Here is a 25,351-nt window from a genome sequence, read left to right on the forward strand (position 1 = left end):
ATCAGAAAAATCTATCTAGACGTCTAAATGGCTGCTATATTGTTTACATAGACATTAGCACAAGCTGGAATGAGGATTATGGCTTTATCATTACAAGAGAAAATTGAAGACACCAATCAAGGCGTCTACCTTATCGGTACCACACCACCAAAATCAGGTACTGATAAAGCCATGCTTGAAACTATTGCCCAAAAGCTACTAGGTCGCTTGCACGAAATTGAATACGATGGTGTGATCATTTACGACATTCAAGATGAAAGCAGCCGAATTGCTAAACCGCGCCCTTTTCCGTTTAAAGAAACGGTTGATCCACGTGAATATAGTCAACTACTTCGCAGCCTCTCACAACTGGATGTAATCACTTATAAAAGTGTTGCCCAACGTGGTGAAGCTGAGTTTACCGAGTGGTTAAATGAAACTCGAAATGATTTTGAATTAAAGAACTTAGTGCTAGTAGGTAGTCCATCATCTCATGGTGACATCAAATTAAGCCTTTCTGATGCGTATAAAACGCTAGTAAAACAGAATAGCGATGTATTTTTAGGTGGCGTTACTATTGCAGAGCGTCACGCTAGCAAACGTAATGAACATGAGCGTTTAGTCGAAAAAACAGCGCAAGGCTGTAAGTTTTTCATCTCACAAGCCGTTTACAATGCCCAAGCGACTATTGATTTGATCACCAGCTATGCCCGCAGCTGTAAAGCACAAGGCACAACCCCAAAGCGTATTATTCTAACGTTTACTCCATGTGGCGGTGAAAAAACCTTAGAATTTATGGAGTGGTTAGGAATTTCGGTCCCAGAGGCGACTAAGTACCGTATGTTAGATTCGGCAAATACATTGAGTGAATCGGTGCGTATTTGCCGTGAGAATCTTGACTTAATTTTACAAAGCTGCGCGCATTTAGATGTACCGCTCGGTTTAAATATCGAAAGCTTAACTAATCGTAAAGAAGAAATTGATGCGTCAATTAACCTTTATCGTTTACTTAAAGCGACCATGGAGCTGAACCTAGCTGAGAAACAAATAGCTTAACGTGCTGCCTTCGAGGCTTGCTTTTTCTCATACATATCTTCATCTGCTCGTTTTAATAGCTCAGCAAAGTTTTCTTTTGGCTGAGCTATCACCCCAGAACCAATACTTAAACTCGTAACTGGAATGCCCCGCTTTGCTAAATTAGATTGATAGGTGGTGTTGAGCTTATCGGCTATGCTTTCTATGCAATCACCTGGCTGAACTTGCAATAAAGCAATAAACTCATCGCCCCCTAAGCGGCCAATAATATCGGTTTCACGAAGACACTCTTTCATAGTGTCAGCTAAACAAATAAGCGCGAGATCGCCAACTTCATGGCCGTAAGTATCGTTGAGCGGTTTAAAACTGTTTATATCAATAAACAAACAGCTAATGTCAAAGCCAAGACGTTTCGATATATTCAGTTTATGTTGGCAAAGTAGGTCTATTGCGCGGCGATTATAAATATTGGTAAGTGAATCGAGCATGGCAATTTAACGCATCTGCGTAAAATTATCTAACAAAGCAAGGTCGTCCTCAACCATATCGCGAAGTTGCTCTATTAATTCTAAAAAGCTCTGTTGATAGTGAGTCTGCTTAAAATCCATTACACAAAATGTGCCAAACGGTTCACCATTAGGCCAACTAATAGGTACACCAAGGTAAGATTCAAAACCATCTTTCACTAGTGGGCTATCATCCCACTGAGAGTCTTTACTTGCATGATCAACATAAAGTGGTGCCATATCTCGCACAACTTTTTTACAGAAGATATTATCGTCAGCATTTAATTCAGCCCCTGCTTCATAGGGGTTTTCTTGCTGCTCACTGGATACAATAATACGATAAACATTGTCAGTTTTATGGACGATAAAACCCGCAGGAGCAGAAAACAACTCAGTCATGAGATTAATTGTTTTCTGCCACTTTTCTAAGGAAAATTGTTTATCAGCGCGGCGAAAAACCCACTTATTTTCTTCTAACATACTAAACTCTCAACTTTAGCCTGAGGATAGTATAAATATATGCCAAATTTAGGAACGTCTCCTACTTTTTTGCCCTAAGATGCGTTTTTTATCACGCGAGCGCCGTGCTTTATTTGTATTTTTACGAACCTGTTTTGGCTCTTTGGTTAAATCAGGCTCATATCCTGGTAACCACTGTGGAGTAAGTCTCGTGTCGAGTAAGATATCTATTTCATCCAGTAACCATTGCTCATCAATACTAACCAGCGACATCGCCATCCCTTTCTCGCCAGCACGACCTGTACGACCAATACGGTGTACATAATCTTCGGCCACATAAGGCAGTTCGTAATTGATTACATACTTTAACGAAGCAATATCAAGGCCACGAGCAGCAACATCTGTCGCTACCAGTACTCTTGTTGCACCGGATTTAAAGTTATGTAGCGCTTTATCTCGTGCTCCTTGGCTTTTATCACCATGAATAGATTCAGTTTTTAAACCGTCTTTACACATTTCTTTTGCAAGCACATCAGCGGTTTGTTTAGTACGAGTGAATATTAGTACTTGCTGCCAATTCTTCATACCGATCATATGCGATACCAGTTCACGCTTACGATCTTCATCAACCGCATAAACTAGCTGCTCAACTTCAACCGCTGCTGAGTTGCGTTTATTTACTTCAACTAATTTAGGATCATTCAATAACTGCTTACTTAGCTTAAAGATGCTGTCGTCAAATGTTGCTGAAAACAGTAAGGTTTGACGATCTTTTGGCACGTGACGCAAGATACGATTGATCTCGTCAATAAAGCCCATATCAAGCATGCGATCAGCTTCATCGAATACCAAAGCATTAATACTAGAGAGCTTAATACTGCCCTTGATCACATGATCAAGTAAGCGCCCAGGTGTTGCGATGACAACCTGTGCAGCTTTTATGGCTTTAATTTGTGGGCCAATACTGGCGCCGCCATAAGCAAGCGCCGCTTTTATATCTGTGTGCGCAGCATAGCGCTCTACACTTGCAAATACTTGCTGAGCGAGCTCTCGGGTGGGCGTTAAAATAAGTACCTTAACAGCATCAGGGAGTACTTCAGCAGACATCAAGTTGTGCAGTAGTGGTAAAACAAAGGCGGCTGTTTTGCCCGTTCCGGTTTGTGCACTGCCCATTACATCAGCTCCCGCTAAAATGAGTGGGATGGTTTGCGCTTGAATTGCTGTGGGGGTGTGATAATTCTCTTCTTGCAAAGCACTTAGCAATGCAGGTGCAAGATTTAACTCTGAAAAGGTCGCTACTGACATATTCTGAAGTACATTTGGCTATAAAAACGCTATTGTACGCTGAACATCAGCAACAAAAAAGGCGCAATGAGCGCCCTTTATAGCAAATGTAGAGATTACTCTGGTTTAAGTGATTCTTTACGGTGATTATAAAAACTAATTAAGTCATCAACCGTTGCTTGGCAATAATCACGAATACCAGATACAAGCATGTGCTTTTCACCTGAGCCTACTTTCTTGCCGTTTTCTAAAAGGTTAAAGCGAAGCGTAATTTTTCCGCGCTTGCCAGTAAATTCAAAATCAGGTTCAGCAAATTGTAATTCAGGTGCGCTAATATCAAGACGATCTAGGTTAATCAGCATTGACTCGTAAATCACCATAGGGCGCGCAGGGTTGATCATCACGTCTTGCTTACCCATTAATGGGATGATGACATGCGGAAACGTAGTACCAGAAAACTCAACATAATTTTTAATTAAGCTATTCGTTAATTCTGGACACTGGCTAACAGCACCTTCTCGTTTAACTTTTAGCATTACTTTTTCGCCATCGGTAATCGCAAATTCATCAGCACCATCAGGGAAAGTTAGCTTTGAATTTTCATCAACCATACCAGCGAAAGTAAACTCCATTTTTTCACTTATGCCGTAACGGTTTAAAACCAGCGAAAAAAGTAAATCGCCCGGTACACAAAACTTTTTAGCGTCTTTATCGTGTAACGGATTGAAATCATCAGCCACTAATTTGGCGAAACGACAGCCTTGCTCACGTGAGATAGAAACGTAATCAGCATGCTGCTGATAATAAGGACTTAACATAATTGTTCACTGCTTAAACTACTTATAACCTGACTATACTACCAGAAAAATAGAAAATAGAGGTCGAATCTGTTAATTATAAATCACGAACTTAGGAGATGTTTAATGACATCAGCTAAAATATTGGTTTCGATAGGCTAAATCTAAATTGTATCAATTTGTACGAAAGGATTAACAAATAAAGCAGATTAGTAAACACTTAGACTCAGCTAAACATAATGAAAAACTATTAGCTAAAACTAAATATAAATTCAGTTTTCTTTTTAAAACAACAAACTAACTTTTTAAACATTAAGAAATATGCCAACAAGCTGAAAATACAGGCTTTGCATAGCACCTATTTGTAGCTACAACGATAAGTAAGGTATGATAGAACCGCTTTTTTATCGTGTAATCGCCGCTCATAGGCTGCATAAATAACAATTATAATAAGCGGCAAAAAAATGAGTACTCAAAGTGAGTTGAGCAGATTACATCAATTTTCGATGGTTATTGTTACTTTGAAGAAAAGACTATTAAAAAACAGAGACTTGGTTAGATGATATACCGATTAAGTTGGCTATTGCTGTTTTTTTGTCTTTGTTTTTCGTCGCTTTGCTTAAGTGATGACAATCCTGAGCAACCTTTTTTTAAAGTCTCTCCCACCGTGTGTGTGACAGATACGAAACAAAAGGTCTGTGAATTTAATATACAAATTCATTTTCGAATTGCTCCCTTTAAAGAGCTTTGTTTAGAAATAACTCAGCGTCCACAGTATACGCAGTGTTATAAACAAGGAGGTTTAATTAGCGAAAAGTTTAAGATTAAAACTGAGCACCCACTTACTGTGAAATTAATAAATCCATTGAGTAATCAGGTTGTTAAACAACAACTACTCTCAATAGCAAGCTATGAAGCTAAAGATTACCGAATAAAGCGGCGCTTTGGCTGGAGTTTATAATGCAGCATATTTTTATAATTGAAGATGATGTGAAATTAGCAAGCTTAATTCAAACATTTTTGTTAAAGCATGGCTATACAATTGATGTGTTTAATACTACAGAGGCTTACCGTAGCAGTGAAATCACCTTCATGCCTTCACTGATTATTTGTGATGTTATGCTACCGGATGGCAATGGCTTTGAGTTAATTTCCCAGTTGAAAGAAAAGTACAGTTGCCCTGTCATTTTTTTAACAGCGCTGGACTCAGTACAATCACAAATTAAAGGTTTGAACTTAGGCGCCTATGACTACCTTGTAAAACCCATTAAGCCTGAACTGTTATTAGCTAAGGTTAAAACAATTATCGCCCATACTGTTGGCCAAGATAACTTTTCACATCAAAGTGATATTTTGCGTATCGACACTAAAAAACGTGATATCTACTTTCATAATACCGCATTGAACCTCAATGAAAGTGAGTTTGAGATCATTGCCTATCTAGCTAAAAGCACACCCCAACCGGTTTCTCGAGAAGTATTATTTAAGCATGTTATTGGTCGTGAGTATGATGGACTTGACCGAGCTATTGATTTAAAAATTAGCCGTTTACGTAAAAAGCTTAAAGAAACCATTAGCAAACATAAGGAGTCGTTGGATATTAAGTCTGTTCGGGGTAAAGGATACAGCCTGGATATTTCAAAAATATGAAACAGCAATTTTTTAAGCTGTATTTAATTATCACTGTCAGCTTAATTGCCTTAGTTTTGGCTTTTGGTCAGCTTTATAATCAATTTTTCTCTGAGCAGATACCGAGTGTGCAAATCAGCGTCGCAGAACTTGCGCAAATCGCAGAGCAAAAAGCATCGAGGATCAGTACCTTTAACCAAAACGAACTTGTGTTACCCGATTCATTGCAAGCTAGTTTCAATAAAGATGGCATTATCAGCGTCACCGAGAATAATCAGCAGTATATATACCTGAAAGGAAGTTTCGGCAGCATTCAAAAAATAGGCCCTATTTCCTTGATTTCACAAGCAAAGACTGACTGGTTTGCATTTTTTGCCTTTTACTTTTTACTTGGTGCCATGATCTTGTTGTTCATTCGCCCTGTATTTCGTGATTTGAGTTTATTACAACGCGCAGCCTACCACTTTAGCAAAAAGCCTCAGCGGATAGAGCTAGATATAAAACCTAATTCATCTATCGCGCCATTGGCTAGCACGTTTACCCATATGTCTGAGCGCATTAATAAATTTGTGCAATTACATAACGATTTATCACGCATTATTTCTCATGAAATTCGTACGCCTCTTACCCGTATGCGATTTGCTTTATCGATTGCTGAGTTAGAATCACAAGAAAGTAGGCAAATAGAACGCGATATCGATGAAATTGAATTACGTTTAGAGCAATACTTATCGTTTGCTCGCTTAGAGCACCAGCAAAGCGTGTTTAATCAGGAGAAAGTTAACTTAACTAAACTTATCAATACGGAAGTAGCTAAATTCGATTTATACAAAGAACTCGAATTCATTTCAGCGCTTGAAGTAGATACTGCCTATTGTGAAGCAAGCTTTATGGCTATTGCAGTGCAAAATTTACTGATCAATGCCACTAAATACGCAAAAAACACTATCCATATAAGCAGTAAAGAACAAGCGGGCTATTACCTTATAAGTATTGCAGATGATGGACCTGGCTTACCAATTAATGCAGATGCGCTGATTGAGCCTTTTAAACAAGGTGAAGGAGATAAGTTGGCTAGTGGTTATGGATTAGGGCTTTATATAGTTCATCGTATTGCCAGTTGGCATGGCGGTAAAATAAGCTTAGCCAATTGCCCACAAACGGGCGGTGCACAAATCACAATACACTGGCCTAAAAGTGGTAGGTAATACCTGTAAAGCCTGAGAAGTATCCGTTTTTATTGATCATGTTTGAATTGGCTAAGTTGCTGTCTAGCCATGTATGTTTGAGTTTGAAATCAAGACTGAAACTATCGCTGATCGGATATTCATAGCTCACTTTCAAATAGTAGTTGGTGGCACTTTCTAAATTGTAGCTTAGTAAGCGGGTTTTACTTTCAGTTGGGTAAACTGTGTAATAATAGTCAATCAACTCTTCATTTTTGTAATTAATGCCCGCCTCAATACCAGCAGTACCAGAAAACAGCTCAAATATTTGGTAGCCGTTAAACAAGATTTCATAACCATTATGAACATTGGTCACATCGTTCACATAAGCTGCACTTAACCAGATGTCATCATAAACGTTTACAGCAGACGATAGCCCAGCCATATAAGAAAGGTCACGCTCTATGGGCGTTAGCTCAATGGGTGAAGCTGTTGGTAAAGTTGGTCTTCCTGAACTCGATCTTACAACACCTACCGCATAAAGTTTATCTACTCCATCAAGCTCAAAGAAAAAGCCATCGTCATTAAAGCGACCAAGTAAATCGACATAAAACTTTTCTGTTTCATATAAACTGTAGCCAACAGAAAAGTCATCGAAATACCAATTATCACTGTAATAAGCAAAGCTTGGCAGAATTGGCGAAGTGACGTCATCAGCATCAAGTACTGGGTTTTCAATACCCCCATAGCCAACTGTGATGCTGGCATGTATTGTCGACTTTTTAATTAATTGCGGCTGTATACCTTCAACCTGCGCAAATGCAGTTGATGCAGATAAACAACACACTAAGCCAAACAATTTCTTCATTAACCCAATTCACCTTTATGTCATAACAAATAATTATTATGACAACTTAATACTACTAAAAACTTTTTAGTCTTTACCCAATCGGGAACGATCATATCGTTTGCACGCATCTTTGTATAATTTTTTTACCATACAAAGTGCACAAGGCATCCCTTTTATACCTTATCTTTAAATTAACACACTGAAAAAAATATAAAACTGCCTGTACATTTTGCTACATAGGTTTTCAATTTTAGATATTCTTTTTGGTTATTAATAAATGCCCATTAGGTTTTACTAGACGCAAAAAAGGGCCCTAGGGCCCTTTGTCACATAACATACTTAGGGATTTATTAGTTTCGTTTTACACGGCGACGAACACCTGCAAAACCTGCTAATAACATAGTTAACCAAGCAAGTGAGCCACTTGATGATTTCGCTTTTTCTTCAGGAACCACAGTTGTTTCTTCTGCGGTTACCGTCACAGTTACACCAAGCTCCATCGCTTCAATACCATCACTTACCGTTACAGTAAACTGATGCTCACCAGCCGTTAAACCTGATACTTCAGTGATTGCTGATGCTGGGCTTGCTATTGCACCTGGGCCTTCCCATGAGAAAGTTAACTCATCGTTGTCTAAATCATGTGATGCAGATGCATCTAAGGTAATAACGCTGCCCTCAGTAACTTGCTGAGCACTTGCTTCAACAACTACAACTGGTGCGTCATTAACAGCTTCAACCGTTAACATGAAGGTTGTACTTGCAGCATCTGATGGATATTCGATATCAGACACCATTACAGTTACTTCTGTTTCACCAGAGAAGTTCTCGTTTGGTGTAATCGTTACTGTATCGCCATCAACTTCATAGGTAACATCATCAGAAATTACTGAGATTTCATTCTTCGAGTTCTTCTCATCAATGTGATGAACTTCAAAGCTAATTGGTGTTTCCTCAGTAGTTACCATGTCATCAAGTGCAACAACAGTGATATTACCCGGAATTGCCAGTGTCGCTGTTGAAATCATGTCATTAAGACCTGAGATAGCAGCTTTCGCTCCAACTTCAAGTGTTCGACCTGCTGCCGAAGGCATAACTTCAGCCCATGCAGTCACTTCAAACTGTGATGATTCTGGACCTATGTAATCCATACAAACAACATAATCATCGCTAATTACTTCATCTAGGTTGTTATAAGCAATTTGGATACCACGGTAATTTTCAAGTGGACCATACTCATACTGCGCACCACGGAAACCTTGTAAGCCGATACTACCTGCAGGACGAGTGCTGCCAAAATCTAAATTATCGTATGCGTAGTAAATTTCATGTTCACCTTTACCAAAACGAGTATTAGCATTGAATAACACTTGGAAGTCAAATGAGTTATCACGTTTTGTATAAGTGTATTTACCCGTAGAGCGATCATAAACAGGGTTGTCGTAGTCTGATGCGTTATCCCACTCAACGATACCCCAACCTGTTGTTGTGCTTGCAAGTGAAATACCTTCGTCAGACGATAAGCCAACCGACATTACAGAGCGTAATAAACCGTGGTCACTAAACTCCCAACCACGCCATAATGGACCCATGTTCTCATATGGGAATGAGTTATAAGGGAACGGATTATGCACAGGGTAGAAATAACGGCTGCCATTGGTGTTTACTGTACCCATACCACGAATTTGAATTATCGAGTTTTGGATATTAGTATTTTCAGCATTATTATAAAGGCTGAATGTGTCGTATGCGCCATTATAAAAACTAGCAATTGGGAGTGAATAACCCATGCGAGAGTTGTACAGGTTATCCTCATCAAAACCAGATAGCATAGGCATAATACCGAACTCTGCCAAGTCAACATAGCCACCTGGGTTTGAGTTACCAAAATCAGGCGTACGGCACATTTCATCAGTGATGTTATCGGTTACGATATAGTCAGGCTCAACATCGCGAGTATCCGCTTGTGTGCCAGTTACAATTACTTTGCCGTCAGCAATTTCAACATTGATTTCAGATGCTGTTGAAACCATTACGTTTTCTGCTTTGATATCAAGACCTGCAGGGATATCAAGTTCCAATGAGAACTCACGGTCTACACCTGAGTTATTCGCTAACACTTCAAACGTGTAAGGTACCATATCGCCTACTTTTGCACCTGTATATGGCGCATCAAGATGAGCAACGTCATTACCACGATTAAGCTTAAATGGAATAGAACCTAGGTTGCCATGGTTTACTGCCGACGTGCCTACATCAAGAAGTGAGTAGTACACACTGTCAGCATCAAGGTCCATATCCCAGTCAACAGTCATTTCAACAGTATTTTGACCATCACTTCCTGGAAGGCTCGCAGTCATACCTGAAGCAACTTGGTCTGAGACAACCGCTGTTGCAAGTTCAAAGGTTTCTTCAACTGCACCCACTGACGCTTTATTCGGACTATAAGCAACAACCCAATACTCGCCTTCTTCTGGGTTATTAATATTACAGAAGTTTTTATAAATCTTGTGGTTAGATGCACACAAAATTTCATCTTGTGGCTGAACAATCCCATCACCATTGTAGTCTTTACCTACATAAATAATAGGGTTTAATACGTTCAAGGTGCCTTCTAGTTCAGATTCAACAGCAACAGTTTCTGCAATAAAACGTTTTGAGTTAGCTGGTACTGTCACAAACTTAGTAAATGTTGCTTCATCTAAAATATCAGCTGTATCCACATCACCTGTGCGGTTCATCGTCCAAGGGAAGGTACGTTCATCATCTTTTGGTAAAGTCACCGTTGTGATATCTGCTTTTACTGGCTGATATGCACGTGCTACTGGCGCTTCTACATTTGGCAATACAATGCCCTTAGCAACATATGTTCCCTCATTAGAGTGAGCTGTCGTCTCTAATGATGATGGTAAGTTACCACGGTCATATTTGAACGCCACAGGCCAATGCGCATCTGGGATATCCGCTTCTTCGGCTTGGAAAACAAGGTTTGTATGAAGCTCAACTTCAGAGTTACTGAACCAATCTTGGGTATCCATGATTGATGCTTTAACAATGATTGTTTGTGTTTCACCTTTTTTCAGCGTGAAGGTTTTCGGGAAGATATCAATGTTCACACCGTTTTGAGCTGATTGTGAATTAACATCAAACGCCCAGTTTTCAACATCTTCATGACTTACAGTCCACGTGCCATCTTCAGTTGCCTTAATGGTACGAACCCACTGACACTCTGGCGCACATGAGAAGTTAACAAGGTTTGGTAAGTTTAATTTATGCGGCGTACCACCATTGTATGGATCTGCTGCTAAAAAGTTATCAGCAGTTTCATCCATAACAAAGCCAGCCTTTGCTGCTAATGCTACATTAATTCGACCAGCACCAGAGCGATAAGTTTTCGCATCTGCAACCACATCATTTTGGTCGTTTAAACGGTGATATTTAACAACATTCTCAGCTGTCATTGATAATGCTGATTGTACTTCAGCAGCAGTCCAATCAGGGTGAACCTGACGAAGTAATGCCATTGAACCGGCAACATGTGGTGATGCCATCGACGTGCCGCTGATTGCCGCATAATCTTGACCATGCGGCGTCACGAACGGATGCTCATCAGAGTAAGCTGCGTAAATATCTACACCTGGTGCAGCTAGAGTCGGCGCTAAAACTTCAACGTTTGAGTATGACGGACCACGTGATGAGAAAGTAGCTAGCCAATCCGCATCTTCAGCATCCACACGACGCTCAATTACGGTTGGTTTAATAGTAACCATGTGGCCTTTCTCTGAATTACTATCTACCCAGTCTTCTAAACCATCTTCTGGGTATACTCCATTCCATTGCTCATATGTAAAGTGAACGCCTGGTAATGAATAGCTTTGAGGAACAGTACCTTGATCACGGTCACGGTTAAACAGGATGAAACCATCTGCACCACCTGCTTTAACATGATCTACTTTTGCGGTTCGCGCGTTAGCTTCTGGGTCATTGGCATCATGGCGCTGACAGATAACAATAACATTCGTGCTACCATCGGCCGCACCTGCGATTTCAGTACCATCTTTGTAGAAGTTAAAAGTATTTTCTGGGTAATCTGCAGTACAGTAACCGTTGTAATCTTTAAAGCCATTTACGTCTTCGTAATCTTTAGCCCAAACAACCACACCAGTAATTTCTTCACTGTTGATTGACCCCCCAACAAGCCCCATTTCTGACCAGCTTGGTACTTCTGAACCCAAAGTTTCGTCCGCAAAGCCTGCAAACTCTACCGCAGTTTCAACAGCGACAGTACGACCATGAGTTGTTGCAGCAACTTGTGCAAGCCAAGGTGATGAGTTATCAAGATAACCAAAACATTCTGATGAACCACAAGCTTGACCACTGTTACCAGCCGCAGCTGCAACGTTGATACCCGCTTCTCGTGCTGCTAAGAATGCTAGTTGCACTGGATCTGCCCAAACATTTGAGTCTGCACCGCCGATTGAAAAGTTGATTACATCAACACCATCCGATATTGCATCTTCAATACCTGCAACAAGTGCCTCGCCGGGACAGCCAACGTATTCATCACTTGATGGGTAACATACTTGATAAGCAATAATATTTGCGTGCGGTGCCACACCTGAGATTTCAGGGAAAAGGTCTTCTTTTAAAATATTACCATCGGTATTTTCACCGTAGCTTGGAAGCATAAATGGTACGTTCTTAACCACGTTACCAGCAGCAGTTGATGCAACATGCGAACCGTGACCTTGATAATCTTCACCAATTGCTGGCCAACCAGGGATCATGGCATCAAACGAATCAGTGATCACATCATAAGAACGCACACCGATTAATTTATTATTACATTGAATTTCTTCAGGTTCTTCAACACAGTCACCTACATAAACGCCCGCACCAAATGGGTTTTCATGTTCGTAACCATCACCGCCAACGGCCGCAAATGATGGGTGATCTGAGTTAATACCTGTATCGATGATACCAACGATTTGACCTTCACCTTTGCCCTTGATGCCACTTGGAACGCTTGAACCATCCCAAACTTGATCTGCGCCAATGTGCTTAGGACCTTCATCTGAAAGCAAGTCATAGTTCTTAGAGCGCATCACAGAAACAACCGCACCAAGCTCAGCAACGCGCATTGCTTCTTGCTCTGTCATTTTTACAGAGAAACCATTTAATGCTTTAGTGAATTGACGACGCATCTCTGTACGACCAGTCACAGCTGTGACGCTTTGCATTACAGTGCTTTGTTTTGAAAGCAATTTATTTTGATAATCAGTTACGGCAGAGACTGCCGCTTGACCTTTTTCGAATACTTTTGAAACGCCTTGTGCTTGAAGTGATTGTGATAATGGCGAGGTTAAATCGCGTGCTTCTAGGGCAACAGCATTATCACGTAAACGAATGATGTAAATATGTTCGCCATCAATGCCTTCTTCTTTAAATTTATTAGCTTTGCTGTTTAGCTGAACATTAAGACCATCATTTTGCAACATGCTTGAAGAGTTACCTTGACTAAGCTCTTTGCTAAACGCTTTTACTTCTTCAAATGTAATATTAGGTGCTTTTAATTGGTGTTTGACTAGATTGTTATCAACACCTACTGCATGAGCAGCGCTGGCACTATAGAGAGCTGCGGCAACAGCAATCGAGAGTGTTTTCACTTGCATAAAGTATCCCCTGGATAGTTAATTTGAATAATTATTGAAGCACCATGAATATCCATCTCCGGCTTACAATTACAATATAACCACAGGGTGTTTTAAAACTGTTGCAAATTCGTGTAGCGCTTTGTACGCATTGTTAACATGGAAATTACTTTGAAAAGGGCAAATCTTTTTAAAATCCCCATTCCTATTGAATGTTATAGGAAAGCTGCACGCGAATAGTTTTATAAAAAACGAAGGAGGGTTGAGTAACCAACAACTATTTCCTTGTTACTGACAAGGGGTTCTTGCATTAAAATAGACCTCTTAATTAAGCATGTTGTTAAAAGTGTGAATTAGCTTGATTTCAAAAACAAAAAACCGAGCATAAGCTCGGTTTTTGCAACTAATTGTACGATTAAGCTTGTGGATAATCGCGATATGCACGCTCAATTTTTTTCGCTTGCTTTTTAGACACACCTAGGTGTGCTAGTGCAACACGTAAACGAGCACGTGATAAGTCAGAGCCTAAAATTTCCATTGCATCAAGTACTGATGTTGATGAAGTCTTACCTGTGATAGCCACAAAGATTGGCTCTAGGAAGTCTTTAATCTTCAGTTCATGGAAAGTCGCCACTTCTTTTGCGATTGCAAAAATCGCTGGTTTTTCCCAACTGCGTAAGCCTTCTAATTGCCAGATGAAGAACTGTAATGCTTGACGGATTACGTCTTCATCAGCTTTACCTGCTGTTAATAGTGCAGGATCATAGCTTGGAATACCACCCACAAAGTGACCGGCAAGATCAACCATGTCAGAAAGCGTATTAATACGCGTTTTTGCTTCTGGTAATACTTTCGCGAATAGCTCTGAATTAAATTTCCAATCAACAAAACGTTGCATTAGTTCTGCATCAGATAAGTTTTCACGGATCCACATACCGTTTAACCAGCTTAACTTATCAATATCAAAGATAGGACCACCAAGCGACACTCGTTTCATATCAAAGTGTTCTATCATCTCTGCTAACGTGAACTTTTCACGCTCGTCTGGCATTGACCAACCCATACGGCCTAAATAGTTTAATAGTGCCTCTGGTAGGTAACCCATTTCTTTGTAGTAATTGATTGAAGTTGGGTTTTTACGCTTAGATAGCTTTGATTTATCTGGGTTACGAAGTAACGGTAAGTGACCTAATACAGGCGCTTCCCAACCAAAATCTTCATATAATTTTAATAGCTTAGGCGCTGAGTTGATCCATTCTTCACCACGGAAAATATGGCTAATTTGCATGTGGTGATCATCAACAACGTTTGCAAGGAAGTAAGTTGGGAAACCATCAGCTTTAAGTAGCACTTGCATGTCTACATTTTCCCATGGGATCTCAATCTCGCCACGCAGATAATCGTTAAACTTAAACGTACCCTCGCTTGGGATCTTCATACGTATTACGTAAGGTTTACCAGCTTCAAGATTCGCTTTAATTTCATCTTCAGAAAGATTTAAACCACGACCGTCGTATTTTGGGCGTAGGCCTTCTGCCATTTGCTCTTCACGCATTTGGTCAAGTTCTTCGCTCGTTGCAAAACAGTAAAATGCTTTACCTTGCTCAACTAGCTGATGCGCAAATTTCTTATATAAATCGCTACGCTCAGATTGACGGTATGGACCAAACTCACCGCCTACATCTGGACCGTGATCCCAGTTCAAGCCTAACCATTTTAAGCTATCCATAATAGCTTGCTCTGATTCTGGTGTACTACGAACTTGGTCTGTATCTTCAATACGTAGCACAAACTCACCGCCTTGCTGCTTAGCAAAACAGTAATTAAATAATGCGATGTATGCAGTACCTAGGTGCGGGTCGCCAGTTGGTGACGGAGCAACACGGGTGCGAATTGTCATGGTAATATCTCTCAAAAGACAATTAAAAATTTGCCCAAATGCTAGCACAGCACGGACTATAATCGAAGTGAAAAGCCGCCTTAAGCAGCGACTTTATCTAAATAAGCAATGATATCGTTTGATTCATACAACCAAGTTACTTGGCCGTTTTCTTCAATACGTAAACATGGTACTTTAACTTTTCCGCCCTGCTCTAAAAGCTCTTGGCGAAACTGCTCGTTACCTTTTGCATCACGGGTTTCAACTGATAGACCTTGGCGTTTAATAGCACGACGTACTTTCACGCAAAATGGGCAGGCCTTAAATTGATATAGCTTAAATTGTGATGTTACTGAATCAAGCGCCGCTTGCTCAGCTGCCGGACGCTTTTTACTACGTGGTGTGAATACAAAATCAAAAAACAAAATGATGCGGCCTAATAACCAACGAACGAACTTCATCTCACCTTCTCATAGGGTTCTAAAAATAGTGGGCAATTTTAACACAGCAAGGCGCTCTGCAACACCTTAAAACAACTCTATTGAATCATCATCTAGAGGTTGGCTTTGTTGGATATCTAATTCGGAATAAGCAGTAACGCAATTTCGTCCACTATTTTTAGAATGGTATAGGGCTTGATCGGCTTTTTGTACAAGGCTTGCAACCATTTCAAACTCGTAAACCGGCATAAAACCACTACTCACAGTTAAATTACCAACCTGAGGAAATGGGTATTCTGCAACACAACCTCGAAAACGGTTAAGAGCATTTCGTGCATCTAACTCGTCACTTGCTTGAAATAACACGGCAAATTCTTCACCGCCATAACGAAAAACGTAATCTTCAATGCGAAAGTTATTTTTTAATAGTTGTGCCACTAACAAGATAACTTCATCACCAATAACGTGGCCATAATTATCATTCACACGTTTAAAGTGATCAATATCGACTATAGCCAGATACCAATGACGATACTTAGAGTCAAGCTCCTTGGTATGCAATGAGGCTTCTGAAGCTATTTCAATTACTTTTTTATCAAAGGTCTGTCTGTTAAGCAGTTCAGTTAAAGGATCTAATTGAGATTTATAAAGCAAAGATACCTGATTGGCATATATATTAAGCATGTAAATAGCTAACATACTTACACGCTCTGAAAGCTCTTTCTCTGACTCAATTACTAACACACCAATAACGTTACCCATGAAATAAATAGGCACATAGGTAGAAACATACCCATAGTTACGGCTAATACGAATTTTATTACGGCTGACTTTTTCGATGAGCTCATTGACTTCATGTTCGCTGAGCTCTTCGATAACAGAATCTCTATTTAAAAGTCGTGCTGGAAGGCCTGGTTTAAAGAACTTATTAATATAGATAGCAAAGCGAGAGAATCCTTCTAACTCAGTCACGGCATTAATTAGTGCCCGATCCAACCCTAATTCATCTTCTTGCTGCGTAATATCTACAACCCAGTCATGTCCGCAAGGGTTAGCTGCCATCTATTAAAGCCTCAAAAGCTGTTTCTCACTTTAGTTTAGTTAACTTTATCAGATTTACTAAAAAACTATAACAAAATCATATCATCTCGGTGAATTACTTCACTGCTTGATGCAAATGTAAGCAGCTCAGTAATTTGCGATGAATGACAACCTTTAATTTGATCAATTTCTTGATGGTCAAAGTTTACAAGTCCTTTAGCAATGTATTGCCCCTGACTCGACACGACGTCAATGAAATCACCGCGCTCAAAACAGCCACGTACAGTTTTGACTCCTTTCGCTAACAAACTTGCGCCACGCTCTTTAAGCGCAACGATCGCTCCATCGTCTATTACCAACTGGCCCGTACTTTTTGGCCCTGCAAGTAGCCATTTTTTACGGCCATCTTTTGGTGCCTTTAGTTTTAAAAAGCGTGTGCCTGGGAGCTCATCGGCCATGCAATTTAGAATCACATTTTTACCCGCGCCTTTGGCGATAATTACTTCTACACCAGCGCGACGTGCAATATCAGCAGCTTGCAGTTTGGTAGCCATACCACCGGTACCTAGGGTGGTGCCACTTCCACCAGCGAGTTCTCTTAGCTCATCATTAATGTGCTCAACTTCGTTGATAAGTGTTGCATTAGCATCAGAGCGAGGATCGCCTGTAAATAAGCCTTCTTGGTCAGTTAACAGTAACAGCTTTTCTGCATTCGCTAATATCGCGACTAAAGCAGATAAGTTATCGTTATCGCCCACTTTAATCTCAGCGGTTGCCACGGCGTCGTTCTCGTTAATAATTGGCACCACATTATGTGCAAGTAGCGCATTTAAGGTATCGCGGGCATTTAAGTAACGTTCACGGTCTTCTACATCTGCACGTGTAAGTAACATTTGCCCAACATTCACCCCATACAAAGCGAACAGACTTTGCCATATATGAATTAGCTGGCCTTGGCCGATAGCGGCAAGCATTTGTTTTTCAATCAAAGAACGACCACAGGGGGTAATTAGTTGCTCACGACCTGCAGCAACCGCGCCGCTTGATACTAAAACAACCTGATAACCCTGTTTTTTTAATTCGCAACATTGGCGAACAAGTTCAACCATGTGCGCTTTATCTAATTTGTCGGTACCGCCTGTCAGCACACTTGTGCCCAGCTTTACAACAACGACGTGTGGTCTTTGCATTTGATTCTTATATTCTGCATATTGAGGTAGTTTGGATATATATATACCAGCTAACAGTTTTTGAACAAGTTAAATAAATTCATGCTAGGATCGCGTTCTCGTTTTTTTACTCAATAGCGACACCTATGCCAGCCAGTTTATGCTTAATTATCGCGACCTTTTTATGGGGCAGCTCCTACATTGCTTTAAAGCACGCAATCAATATTTATGATCCTGTGTTAGTCATTTTTTTAAGAATGCTAACCACGTTATTGATTAGCTTATGTTTATGGCGCTACATAATCCGTTTTGAGTTTAAAAAAGGTGACTGGAAGTACTTAATTGGTATGTCACTAGCTGAGCCTTGCTTTTATTATTTATTTGAGGGCCATGCACTAGAATACACTTCTGCATCGCAAGCAGGGGTAATTGTCTCTTGCTTGCCAATTATTGTCGCTATTTTGGCGTTCTTAATATTAAAAGAGTACATCAGTAAAGCCATCGTCGTTGGTTTTACCTTGTGTATTGGTGGCAGTATTTTATTAACGCTATTATCACCAAGTACTGAACAAGCCCCTAATCCACTGCTTGGTAACTTTTTAGAGCTGATGGCGATGGTATGCGCCGCATTTTATACCGTGAGTGTAAAACACTTAGTAGCGCGTTACTCACCGCTGACCTTAATAGCAATTCAAGGGTTTAGTGGTAGCTTGTTCTTTGCGCCTTTTTTATTTTTTATCGAATTACCAAGCGAAAATCAGCACGATTTAAGTGCCCTATTGAGCATTTTATATTTAGGTTCTTGTGTCACTTTAGGTGGCTATGGCATGTACAATTACGCCATCAGTAAGGTGTCGGTGTTAACCGCTGCCGCATACTCAAACCTGATTCCAATTTTTGCGTTAATTTTGTCAGCCATTCTACTAGGCGAAGTACTAACCGTATGGCAATGGGTGAGTATTGCGGTGGTATTCGCCGGTGTTATTGTTAGTCAGCGCCATCAAGAACTCAAAGTTGACGTAGACGATAATTTATCAGCCGACACCAGTAGCCTAAACTCAGTTCCTGAAGCTAACGAGTCAAAAGGGTAACAGGTTAATAAATAAAGGCCTGATTGAGCTAAAAAGTCCTGTTCGCTTTGATGAATAATATCTATGCTGCGAACTTGATAGTGTTCAATCTGGCCATTTTGCAATTGCACACTGAACTGCTCACCCACTACAACATGTTTTAGAAATGCAAAGTGGGTGTCGTTATGGCCAGCTATTAACACCCCTTTTGAGCTGCCAAGTTCACCGCTTGGCAAAAAGTGCCCGGGGGCAAACGCGAGGTTTCGCCCCGATGCACCAGCAAATACTGTCAATTCTTGCTGCTGACTTGGCCAATTTATGTGTGCGGTGACATAACCATCGGCGTAAAACCATGGCCTTACTTGCTCATAAGGACTCAGCAAAGCTTGCTGCCAAGCCGACTCAATTAACACCTGAGCAAGCCAAGCCTTCGCCTGCATATATCCCCCATTAGCAAACAATGCGATACCTAGTAATGCGCAGCAAACTGGCAGCGCTTTTTTTAGCGTCGCCATTGCCATAACCACGAGGATGCAATCAACATCAACCCCAGTAGCATAAACATCCGGCTTTGTCCGTCGGTTTGCGGAAGTGTCATGCCGTTCGGTAGTTTGTTTCGTACTTGCATTGAACGCTCTGCAATCTCATTACCCGCATAGTTATCAACCGCAATAAAGGCTGTAAAAGGGCTGAGTAAATGATGCTGAAGTGCCAATGTTTCGACTTCTGCGCGTACCGCCTGTTTTTCGTTATATAGCAGCAGAGACTTAATTTTTTGTCTTGCCCAAAGCCTTGCTATACCTTCACCGCTTGCGGCATTATTCGTTGCTAAATTAATAGTCATTGGCCCTGAATTTGTTTGCCCCTTTAACGTTAAGTGCTGACTGCCATCAAGCTTTACTGCAACCAAAACAGGCTCAGAAAAATACAGGTCCGGTAACGGCGATGGCCAATATTCAAGTGCACCTTTATCGCCTTCAAGAGCAAGCTTTGTAACAGCGGGGTGTGCCAGCTTATTAAAAAGCAGTTGCATTTTTGGCTGTACTTGACTGGTACTACTAATAAAAGTGAAAGTACCACGGCCAATATCGGCAGCCCTAGTCATAAAAAAGCTATTAGGTGCGCTGCCGATACCGACAGTAAAGAGCCTACTGTCACCTAAACCCGTTTGAATTTGCTTAAATAGCTGCGTTTCATTACCAACACTGCCATCTGTTAAAAACACCACTTGGCGTACAAAACCATCATGCTGTTTACCATCAAGTACCTGAGTCAGTGCTTTTGCTATTTCGGTGCCACCATCTGCTTGTAAACCATAAATAAAGCGCTCTGCGCGGCGGATGTTAAAATCATTGGCAATCATAGGTGTATCACTTAATACCGACACTTCGTCATCAAAACCTATAATGTTAAAACTGTCATTTTCATCTAATAACGATAAGGCATAGAACAGGGCTTGTTTGGCCTGTTCCATAGATTGACCATGCATTGAGCCTGAGGTATCAATAACAAACACCATTTCACGCGAAAGGCGTGCCTGCGAGGTAAAGTGATCGCTTGGCGGTACTAACATCAGTAAGCCATATTCTTGCCCTGCTACTGTTTCGGTAAAAAATGCAGCTTGTGAATGGGCTTTATCAAGGGGTTTAAATTCGAGCTCAAAGTCTCTATCCATTGGAACATCACGATTAAGTGATAATTGGTACTGACCAAAGTTTGGATTATCGATTTGCATGCCCGCTAAATTAGCACTGATATCACTCAGTTCAAGGCCAATATCCATCGCAATAACAAGGTTTAAGCTCGCATCAGACTTTTGGCTTTTCGCACGGTAAAAAACAGGTTTTAACCAAGCTGATGCCACTTGCTCTGTGTCAGTTGTTGGCTCAAACTTTTTCTCTGTATTAACTGTTTGCTGAAGCGCTGCCGTCAAAGGTTCGTAACGCGGTGTAATCGTTGTAGGAAAACGCAATGAAAATACACCATCACGAAAACCGATGATCTCCTGATATTGCAAGGTGATTTCAATTTCTTCACCTGCTCCAAGGTTTGCCACATCGGTAGAGAAAATATTAGCACGTTGCTGACGCACTAACGCGGCATGTTTACCCTGCTTTTGAGCTTGCTCAAATTGCTGTTCAGCCTGCTGCTTAAGGGCAATATTGCCTGTGATAATACGCTCACCAATTTGCATTTGCATAGCATGAACAGCACTTTCATCAGGCAACGGAAACACATACCGGGCATTTACCGCAAATGGGTGCGGGTTTTGATAACGCTGTTTAACAACAACATGATTAATAAGCCCGGTGAGCTTCATAGTGACATCGTTTTTCACTAATAAACCCGACGACACTTGGCTATTTGAGTCATCATAAAAACGCAGTTCGGCACTGGCATTTTCAGCAAATGCTGGATTAACAGCATAGCCTAATAAGAGGATAAAAAGGCTCCCAAAAAGGAACCTTTTGGTACGGTTACTCAACATAATTTGTCACTCCATCGATAGATGAATTAGTGGTTACTTTGCGCTGTGCGTAAGCGACTTTGTGCCACAGGGCGTGTCGTTAAGGTTACGCGGCGATCAAACACGTTGTCTTCGTAGTTATTTGAATCAGCGACACTTTGCTGCTCACCAAAGGCGGTTGCGGTTAATCGGGTATGAGGCACGCCTTGCTTAATCAAATAACTTTGTACTGCATTTACACGCTGTTTCGAGAGCATTAAATTAGCTAGCTCATCACCGCGCTGATCAGCAAAACCACTTAAATCGATAGCAAGATTTGGCTGGGCTATGAGTAACTGCGCGACTTTGTCGAGTTGATTAGCAAAGTGCGGAGCTATTTCGCTAGAGCCGGTTTTAAACTGTACCGTCATAGCCAGTAAGGTGTTTAATTGGGCTTGTAGTAACTGCTCTTTTTCATCAGCTAATAATTCAAGTTGCTCACTAAGGGCTTCAATATCAGCAATCACTTGTTGGTAATCTGCGGTTTGCTCTTTCATTAAAACTAATGCGTGGGCTTGCTCATCAATGGTGTTTTCTGCCGCTTCTTTTTCGCCAATTAAGCCACCAGCAAACGCGCCAATAAATGCGCCAACTGGGCCTCCTACTATGCCACCTACAACTGCACCAGCACCTAGGCCAATGGCCGTTTCTTTCGGTGTCTCTTGTTTTGTTTTACTCGCAGCTTCTGCAAAAGGGGTTGCAGTTAGAGCTGATGTGATGACAGCGGCAATAATTAATTTTTTCATGGTTTAATCCTTTTTCTACTTAATTGCTTGGCAACATTGGTTGGTGTTGCGAACTTGGTATGGAGCTATTGAAACAAGTCGAAATGGCAATAAAAGGGATCAAAAAAGGCAAACTGCTGAGCAATTGTGGCAGAAAAATGGCAATCGCGTTTTTGCCAGTACGCAAGGCAAAAAATTAGGTATAGTTCGCTATAGAAAGAATTTAAGTAAGTATTAACAATGAAGAAAATAGCAATCGTTGAAGATGAAACAGCAATCCGCGAAAACTACACTGAAATGCTCAGTGCTCAGGGCTATCAAGTTGTAGGCTTTGCTGACAGAGCCAGTGCTGAACTGGCATTTAGTCAATCTTTACCAGATTTAGCCATTGTTGATATTGGCCTTGGCCATGAAGTGGATGGTGGGTTTTTACTTTGCCAAACATTACGCAGTCTATCTAAAACCTTACCGATTATATTTTTAACCGCCCGTGATAGCGAAATTGATACCGTATGCGGCCTGCGTATGGGAGCTGACGATTACTTAACCAAAGACATCAGTATGGCACATCTTGCTGCTCGCATTGGCGCATTGTTTAGGCGCCTTGATGCCTTCGACCAACCAGCTGATCAAACCGCTCTTTTGCATCGCGGTCCATTAAAGTTAGATACTCAGCGCATGCAGGTTTTTTGGCAAGAGCAACTGGTTGATTTAACTGTGACAGAATTTTGGATGGTGCATTCACTTGCACAGCGCCCAGGCCATGTAAAAAGCCGTAACGAATTAATGAGTGATGCGAAAATTTATGTTGATGACAGCACCATTACCTCGCACGTAAAACGCATTCGTAAAAAGTTTATTGCCTTAGATGATGCGTTTGACTGCATTGATACAGTGTACGGTATGGGTTACCGCTGGGAGCAAGCTTAATGCTGCGTTTTGGGCTTAGAACAAAGTTTATTTTCTTATCCTGCTTTTTGTTTTTATTGCCTTGGCTTGGCTATGAATATGTTTGGGAAATGGAAAAGTTCTTAAGACAAGGCCAAGAAAAAACCTTAGTTGGTACAACCCGCGCGCTAGCAACGGCATTACATGAGCGGCCCGCTTTATTTGACTCGCAAACCAATTTTTTAGATCAAGTTGTAAAAGGTCGAGATTTATATGCCTATAACCTAAATAACCCGATTCAACTTGATGGTAAATTGTCGGAGTGGCAACCTTATCAAAGTTTATTTTGGCATTATGACAAGCGCTACTTACAGGGGTTAAGTAACGATCATCAAGATAGTGATCTAAGTTTTGATCACATGGTAGGCAAATACGAAAACTACCTTTATGCAGCATTTAAAGTAACAGACAGTTCACTGGTGTATCGTGCTAAAAATGTGCTTAGCTTTACTCGCAATGATCACTTACAAATCATGTTAAAAACACCTGAAGGTGAATTTAAAAGTTATGTGGTGGCCGCCCGCCAAGATGGTTGGGTTAATGCCTTTGATGCTACAACACAAGAGCCTGTCACGAAAATCCAAGGCTATTTCAAAAGCACCGACACGGGTTACAATATAGAGCTGCGTTTTCCGCTTGCGATGCTAGGTAATAAGCTTGGTTTTGCGATTGAAGATTGGGATGAAGACAAGGTTGAGCCTCAGCTTATGTCGACCTCAAACCTACAAAACCCCAATGATATCGGCTCTGTTTTAGTGCCTTCGCCAGAAATTAACCGTATTTTGAAAGGCATGGGCCACAGTGGCAGTCGAATTTGGGTGGTCGATAACCATCATCGTGTACTTGCACAATCAGGCTCAATTCATCATGCCGATGGCGTTTGGGCAGACGGCCTAAAAGAGGAGTCCGCAACAACCTGGTGGCAAAGCTTTGAGCAAGATTACCTACATCCACTTTACTATAAAATTTTAACTCGCCCAGAGAATGAATTCATTGATACCTTACATGACGTAGCAGCGATGCAAGGCACACATATTGCGAGTGCCTTAAAAGGAAAACCCGCATCATCATGGCGCTTAACCCCAGATAACAAAGCCGTTATTCTATCGGCCGCCTACCCTATTTGGATCCAAGATAAAGTCATTGGTGCAGTAATCGCAGAAGAGACTACCAATGGCGTGCGTACATTACGTAACAAGTCACTAGAAAAGCTATTTAATGTCATTTTAGCGGTGATGCTTGTTGGCACTGTGACCCTGTTCTTTTTTGCTTCAAGAATTTCCAGCCGTATCCGCCGCTTACGTGATAATGCTGAACAAGCCATTGATGCCCAAGGGCGGATCACTGGCAACATAACCTATGCCGACTCTAATGATGAAATTGGCGACCTTTCTCGCAGCTTTGCCAATATTGTTAGTCGCTTAAGTGGTTATACTGATTATTTAGAAAATATGTCATCACGACTCTCCCATGAACTTCGTACGCCCGTGGCTGTTGTGCGCTCATCACTTGAAAATTTACAAATGCAGCCGCAATCTGAACTGAGTCAAAAATACCTCGACCGTGCCAGTGAAGGGGTTGAGCGGTTAGGTAAAATTATTACCACCATGAGTGAAGCAACGCGCCTTGAACAAAGTATTCAAAATGCCGAGGCAGAAGAGTTTGACCTGACCAAGGTGATCACCGGCTGCATGCAGGGCTATCAAATAACCTATGGTGAAAGCCTATTTACTCTATCGCTTGATAAAGAACCATTGAATGTCAGTGGAGCACCAGAGTTTATTGCCCAATTACTCGATAAACTTATCAACAATGCACTTGAATTTAAAACCCCACAAAGCACAATTTCAGTTAGCTTAACCAAGCAAGATCAACATGCGCTATTAACGATTAGCAACCAAGGGCCTTTGTTACCCGATGGTTTAGTTGAACACATTTTTGACTCAATGGTATCTGTGAGGAGCCAACAACATCAGCAGCAGCCTCATTTAGGCTTAGGTCTATACATTGTAAGGCTTATTTGCGATTACCATCACGGTAAGGTATTGGCAGAAAATTTAGATGATGGCACAGGTGTTGTGTTTACTGTGAAGCTGCCTATTAAATAAGCACATTTGCGTTACATATGATTACAGTTTAGAGACGTTATATTCACCAATAATTCAGATTACAGAACGTAATATTTGTATTACAAAAGGAAAATATTTTTGGAGAGCA

The 25,351-nt window shown here is 41.0% G+C and carries 20 protein-coding genes; 7 read left to right on the forward strand and 13 right to left on the reverse strand.

What is annotated here, in order from left to right:
- Positions 1-78 precede the first annotated feature (78 nt).
- On the forward strand, positions 79-1,035 hold the full coding sequence (locus tag J8Z25_RS12855; RefSeq protein WP_130050764.1) for a methylenetetrahydrofolate reductase: 957 nt from the start codon (positions 79-81) through the stop codon (positions 1,033-1,035).
- Here J8Z25_RS12855 and J8Z25_RS12860 read toward each other — a convergent pair.
- The 4 genes from J8Z25_RS12860 to J8Z25_RS12875 form a co-directional block, all read right to left on the reverse strand.
- Positions 1,032-1,502 (reverse strand): GGDEF domain-containing protein, encoded by a 471-nt coding sequence (locus tag J8Z25_RS12860; RefSeq protein WP_250661161.1) that lies wholly within the window; start codon positions 1,500-1,502, stop codon positions 1,032-1,034. The genes J8Z25_RS12855 and J8Z25_RS12860 overlap by 4 nt on opposite strands.
- 6 nt (positions 1,503-1,508) lie before the next feature.
- On the reverse strand, positions 1,509-2,000 hold the full coding sequence (locus J8Z25_RS12865) for a GAF domain-containing protein (RefSeq protein ID WP_250661162.1): 492 nt from the start codon (positions 1,998-2,000) through the stop codon (positions 1,509-1,511).
- 48 nt (positions 2,001-2,048) lie between these two features.
- Positions 2,049-3,284, reverse strand: coding sequence for a DEAD/DEAH box helicase (locus J8Z25_RS12870; RefSeq protein WP_167658765.1), 1,236 nt, complete (start codon positions 3,282-3,284; stop codon positions 2,049-2,051).
- A gap of 95 nt (positions 3,285-3,379) precedes the next feature.
- Positions 3,380-4,081, reverse strand: coding sequence for a DUF3581 domain-containing protein (locus tag J8Z25_RS12875; protein ID WP_250661163.1), 702 nt, complete (start codon positions 4,079-4,081; stop codon positions 3,380-3,382).
- 538 nt (positions 4,082-4,619) lie between these two features.
- On the opposite strand from J8Z25_RS12875, the gene J8Z25_RS20860 reads away from it, so the two are divergent.
- Genes J8Z25_RS20860 through J8Z25_RS12885 form a run of 3 tightly spaced genes read left to right on the forward strand, consistent with a single transcriptional unit; the run spans position 4,620 to position 6,897 of the window.
- The gene (locus J8Z25_RS20860) at positions 4,620-5,021 is read left to right on the forward strand and encodes a DUF3019 domain-containing protein (RefSeq protein ID WP_130050760.1); all 402 of its coding nucleotides are present in this window, start codon (positions 4,620-4,622) and stop codon (positions 5,019-5,021) included.
- A complete protein-coding gene (locus tag J8Z25_RS12880; protein WP_130050759.1) occupies positions 5,021-5,710 on the forward strand; it encodes a response regulator transcription factor in 690 nt (229 codons plus the stop codon). Before J8Z25_RS20860 ends, J8Z25_RS12880 begins: the two co-directional genes overlap by 1 nt.
- Positions 5,707-6,897 (forward strand): ATP-binding protein, encoded by a 1,191-nt coding sequence (locus J8Z25_RS12885; RefSeq protein WP_130050758.1) that lies wholly within the window; start codon positions 5,707-5,709, stop codon positions 6,895-6,897. The genes J8Z25_RS12880 and J8Z25_RS12885 overlap by 4 nt, the downstream gene beginning before the upstream one ends.
- Here J8Z25_RS12885 and J8Z25_RS12890 read toward each other — a convergent pair.
- The 6 genes from J8Z25_RS12890 to proB form a co-directional block, all read right to left on the reverse strand.
- The gene (locus J8Z25_RS12890; RefSeq protein WP_167658762.1) at positions 6,881-7,723 is read right to left on the reverse strand and encodes a MipA/OmpV family protein; all 843 of its coding nucleotides are present in this window, start codon (positions 7,721-7,723) and stop codon (positions 6,881-6,883) included. The two genes, J8Z25_RS12885 and J8Z25_RS12890, sit on opposite strands and share 17 nt — an antisense overlap.
- A gap of 332 nt (positions 7,724-8,055) precedes the next feature.
- Positions 8,056-13,377: a S8 family serine peptidase gene (locus tag J8Z25_RS20805; protein ID WP_284693401.1), complete on the reverse strand. Its 5,322-nt coding sequence runs from the start codon at positions 13,375-13,377 to the stop codon at positions 8,056-8,058.
- A 394-nt stretch (positions 13,378-13,771) separates the two neighbouring features.
- On the reverse strand, positions 13,772-15,256 hold the full coding sequence (gene gltX, locus J8Z25_RS12905) for a glutamate--tRNA ligase (protein ID WP_130050755.1): 1,485 nt from the start codon (positions 15,254-15,256) through the stop codon (positions 13,772-13,774).
- A gap of 80 nt (positions 15,257-15,336) precedes the next feature.
- A complete protein-coding gene (locus J8Z25_RS12910; protein WP_054560852.1) occupies positions 15,337-15,696 on the reverse strand; it encodes a glutathione S-transferase N-terminal domain-containing protein in 360 nt (119 codons plus the stop codon).
- Between the two features lie 66 nt (positions 15,697-15,762).
- Positions 15,763-16,737, reverse strand: a complete 975-nt coding sequence (locus tag J8Z25_RS12915; RefSeq protein WP_178927344.1) for a GGDEF domain-containing protein — start codon at positions 16,735-16,737, stop codon at positions 15,763-15,765.
- Between the two features lie 65 nt (positions 16,738-16,802).
- Complete coding sequence (gene proB / locus J8Z25_RS12920; protein ID WP_250661164.1) at positions 16,803-17,906, reverse strand: glutamate 5-kinase; 1,104 nt, start codon at positions 17,904-17,906, stop codon at positions 16,803-16,805.
- A gap of 125 nt (positions 17,907-18,031) precedes the next feature.
- Between proB and J8Z25_RS12925 the strand changes: the two genes are divergently transcribed.
- Positions 18,032-18,976 carry a DMT family transporter gene (locus J8Z25_RS12925; protein ID WP_130050752.1) on the forward strand — a complete coding sequence of 315 codons (945 nt, stop codon included), beginning with the start codon at positions 18,032-18,034 and terminating at the stop codon, positions 18,974-18,976.
- Here the strand turns inward: J8Z25_RS12925 and J8Z25_RS12930 are convergent.
- Genes J8Z25_RS12930 through pdsO form a run of 3 tightly spaced genes read right to left on the reverse strand, consistent with a single transcriptional unit; the run spans position 18,886 to position 22,207 of the window.
- Positions 18,886-19,470: a class GN sortase gene (locus tag J8Z25_RS12930; protein ID WP_250661165.1), complete on the reverse strand. Its 585-nt coding sequence runs from the start codon at positions 19,468-19,470 to the stop codon at positions 18,886-18,888. The genes J8Z25_RS12925 and J8Z25_RS12930 overlap by 91 nt on opposite strands.
- Positions 19,458-21,443, reverse strand: coding sequence for a marine proteobacterial sortase target protein (locus J8Z25_RS12935; RefSeq protein ID WP_250661166.1), 1,986 nt, complete (start codon positions 21,441-21,443; stop codon positions 19,458-19,460). Before J8Z25_RS12935 ends, J8Z25_RS12930 begins: the two co-directional genes overlap by 13 nt.
- Before the next feature lie 26 nt (positions 21,444-21,469).
- Positions 21,470-22,207 (reverse strand): sortase-associated OmpA-like protein PdsO, encoded by a 738-nt coding sequence (pdsO, locus tag J8Z25_RS12940; RefSeq protein ID WP_250661167.1) that lies wholly within the window; start codon positions 22,205-22,207, stop codon positions 21,470-21,472.
- Positions 22,208-22,426: 219 nt separating this feature from the next.
- Between pdsO and pdsR the strand changes: the two genes are divergently transcribed.
- Together pdsR and pdsS are read left to right on the forward strand one after the other, a co-directional pair.
- Positions 22,427-23,116, forward strand: coding sequence for a proteobacterial dedicated sortase system response regulator (gene pdsR / locus J8Z25_RS12945; protein ID WP_063527939.1), 690 nt, complete (start codon positions 22,427-22,429; stop codon positions 23,114-23,116).
- Positions 23,116-25,242: a proteobacterial dedicated sortase system histidine kinase gene (gene pdsS / locus J8Z25_RS12950; RefSeq protein ID WP_250661168.1), complete on the forward strand. Its 2,127-nt coding sequence runs from the start codon at positions 23,116-23,118 to the stop codon at positions 25,240-25,242. Before pdsR ends, pdsS begins: the two co-directional genes overlap by 1 nt.
- Positions 25,243-25,351: the final 109 nt, after the last annotated feature.

The organism is Pseudoalteromonas sp. SCSIO 43101, from assembly GCF_023650775.1.
In the GTDB taxonomy this organism is placed as follows: domain Bacteria; phylum Pseudomonadota; class Gammaproteobacteria; order Enterobacterales; family Alteromonadaceae; genus Pseudoalteromonas; species Pseudoalteromonas apostichopi.

Coding starts and splice junctions, on each gene's coding strand:
- J8Z25_RS12855 (WP_130050764.1), top strand. CDS start 79: ATGGCTTTATCATTACAAGAGAAAATTGAAGACACCAATCAAGGCGTC.
- J8Z25_RS12860 (WP_250661161.1), bottom strand. CDS start 1,502: ATGCTCGATTCACTTACCAATATTTATAATCGCCGCGCAATAGACCTA.
- J8Z25_RS12865 (WP_250661162.1), bottom strand. CDS start 2,000: ATGTTAGAAGAAAATAAGTGGGTTTTTCGCCGCGCTGATAAACAATTT.
- J8Z25_RS12870 (WP_167658765.1), bottom strand. CDS start 3,284: ATGTCAGTAGCGACCTTTTCAGAGTTAAATCTTGCACCTGCATTGCTA.
- J8Z25_RS12875 (WP_250661163.1), bottom strand. CDS start 4,081: ATGTTAAGTCCTTATTATCAGCAGCATGCTGATTACGTTTCTATCTCA.
- J8Z25_RS20860 (WP_130050760.1), top strand. CDS start 4,620: ATGATATACCGATTAAGTTGGCTATTGCTGTTTTTTTGTCTTTGTTTT.
- J8Z25_RS12880 (WP_130050759.1), top strand. CDS start 5,021: ATGCAGCATATTTTTATAATTGAAGATGATGTGAAATTAGCAAGCTTA.
- J8Z25_RS12885 (WP_130050758.1), top strand. CDS start 5,707: ATGAAACAGCAATTTTTTAAGCTGTATTTAATTATCACTGTCAGCTTA.
- J8Z25_RS12890 (WP_167658762.1), bottom strand. CDS start 7,723: ATGAAGAAATTGTTTGGCTTAGTGTGTTGTTTATCTGCATCAACTGCA.
- J8Z25_RS20805 (WP_284693401.1), bottom strand. CDS start 13,377: ATGCAAGTGAAAACACTCTCGATTGCTGTTGCCGCAGCTCTCTATAGT.
- gltX (WP_130050755.1), bottom strand. CDS start 15,256: ATGACAATTCGCACCCGTGTTGCTCCGTCACCAACTGGCGACCCGCAC.
- J8Z25_RS12910 (WP_054560852.1), bottom strand. CDS start 15,696: ATGAAGTTCGTTCGTTGGTTATTAGGCCGCATCATTTTGTTTTTTGAT.
- J8Z25_RS12915 (WP_178927344.1), bottom strand. CDS start 16,737: ATGGCAGCTAACCCTTGCGGACATGACTGGGTTGTAGATATTACGCAG.
- proB (WP_250661164.1), bottom strand. CDS start 17,906: ATGCAAAGACCACACGTCGTTGTTGTAAAGCTGGGCACAAGTGTGCTG.
- J8Z25_RS12925 (WP_130050752.1), top strand. CDS start 18,032: ATGCCAGCCAGTTTATGCTTAATTATCGCGACCTTTTTATGGGGCAGC.
- J8Z25_RS12930 (WP_250661165.1), bottom strand. CDS start 19,470: ATGGCGACGCTAAAAAAAGCGCTGCCAGTTTGCTGCGCATTACTAGGT.
- J8Z25_RS12935 (WP_250661166.1), bottom strand. CDS start 21,443: ATGTTGAGTAACCGTACCAAAAGGTTCCTTTTTGGGAGCCTTTTTATC.
- pdsO (WP_250661167.1), bottom strand. CDS start 22,207: ATGAAAAAATTAATTATTGCCGCTGTCATCACATCAGCTCTAACTGCA.
- pdsR (WP_063527939.1), top strand. CDS start 22,427: ATGAAGAAAATAGCAATCGTTGAAGATGAAACAGCAATCCGCGAAAAC.
- pdsS (WP_250661168.1), top strand. CDS start 23,116: ATGCTGCGTTTTGGGCTTAGAACAAAGTTTATTTTCTTATCCTGCTTT.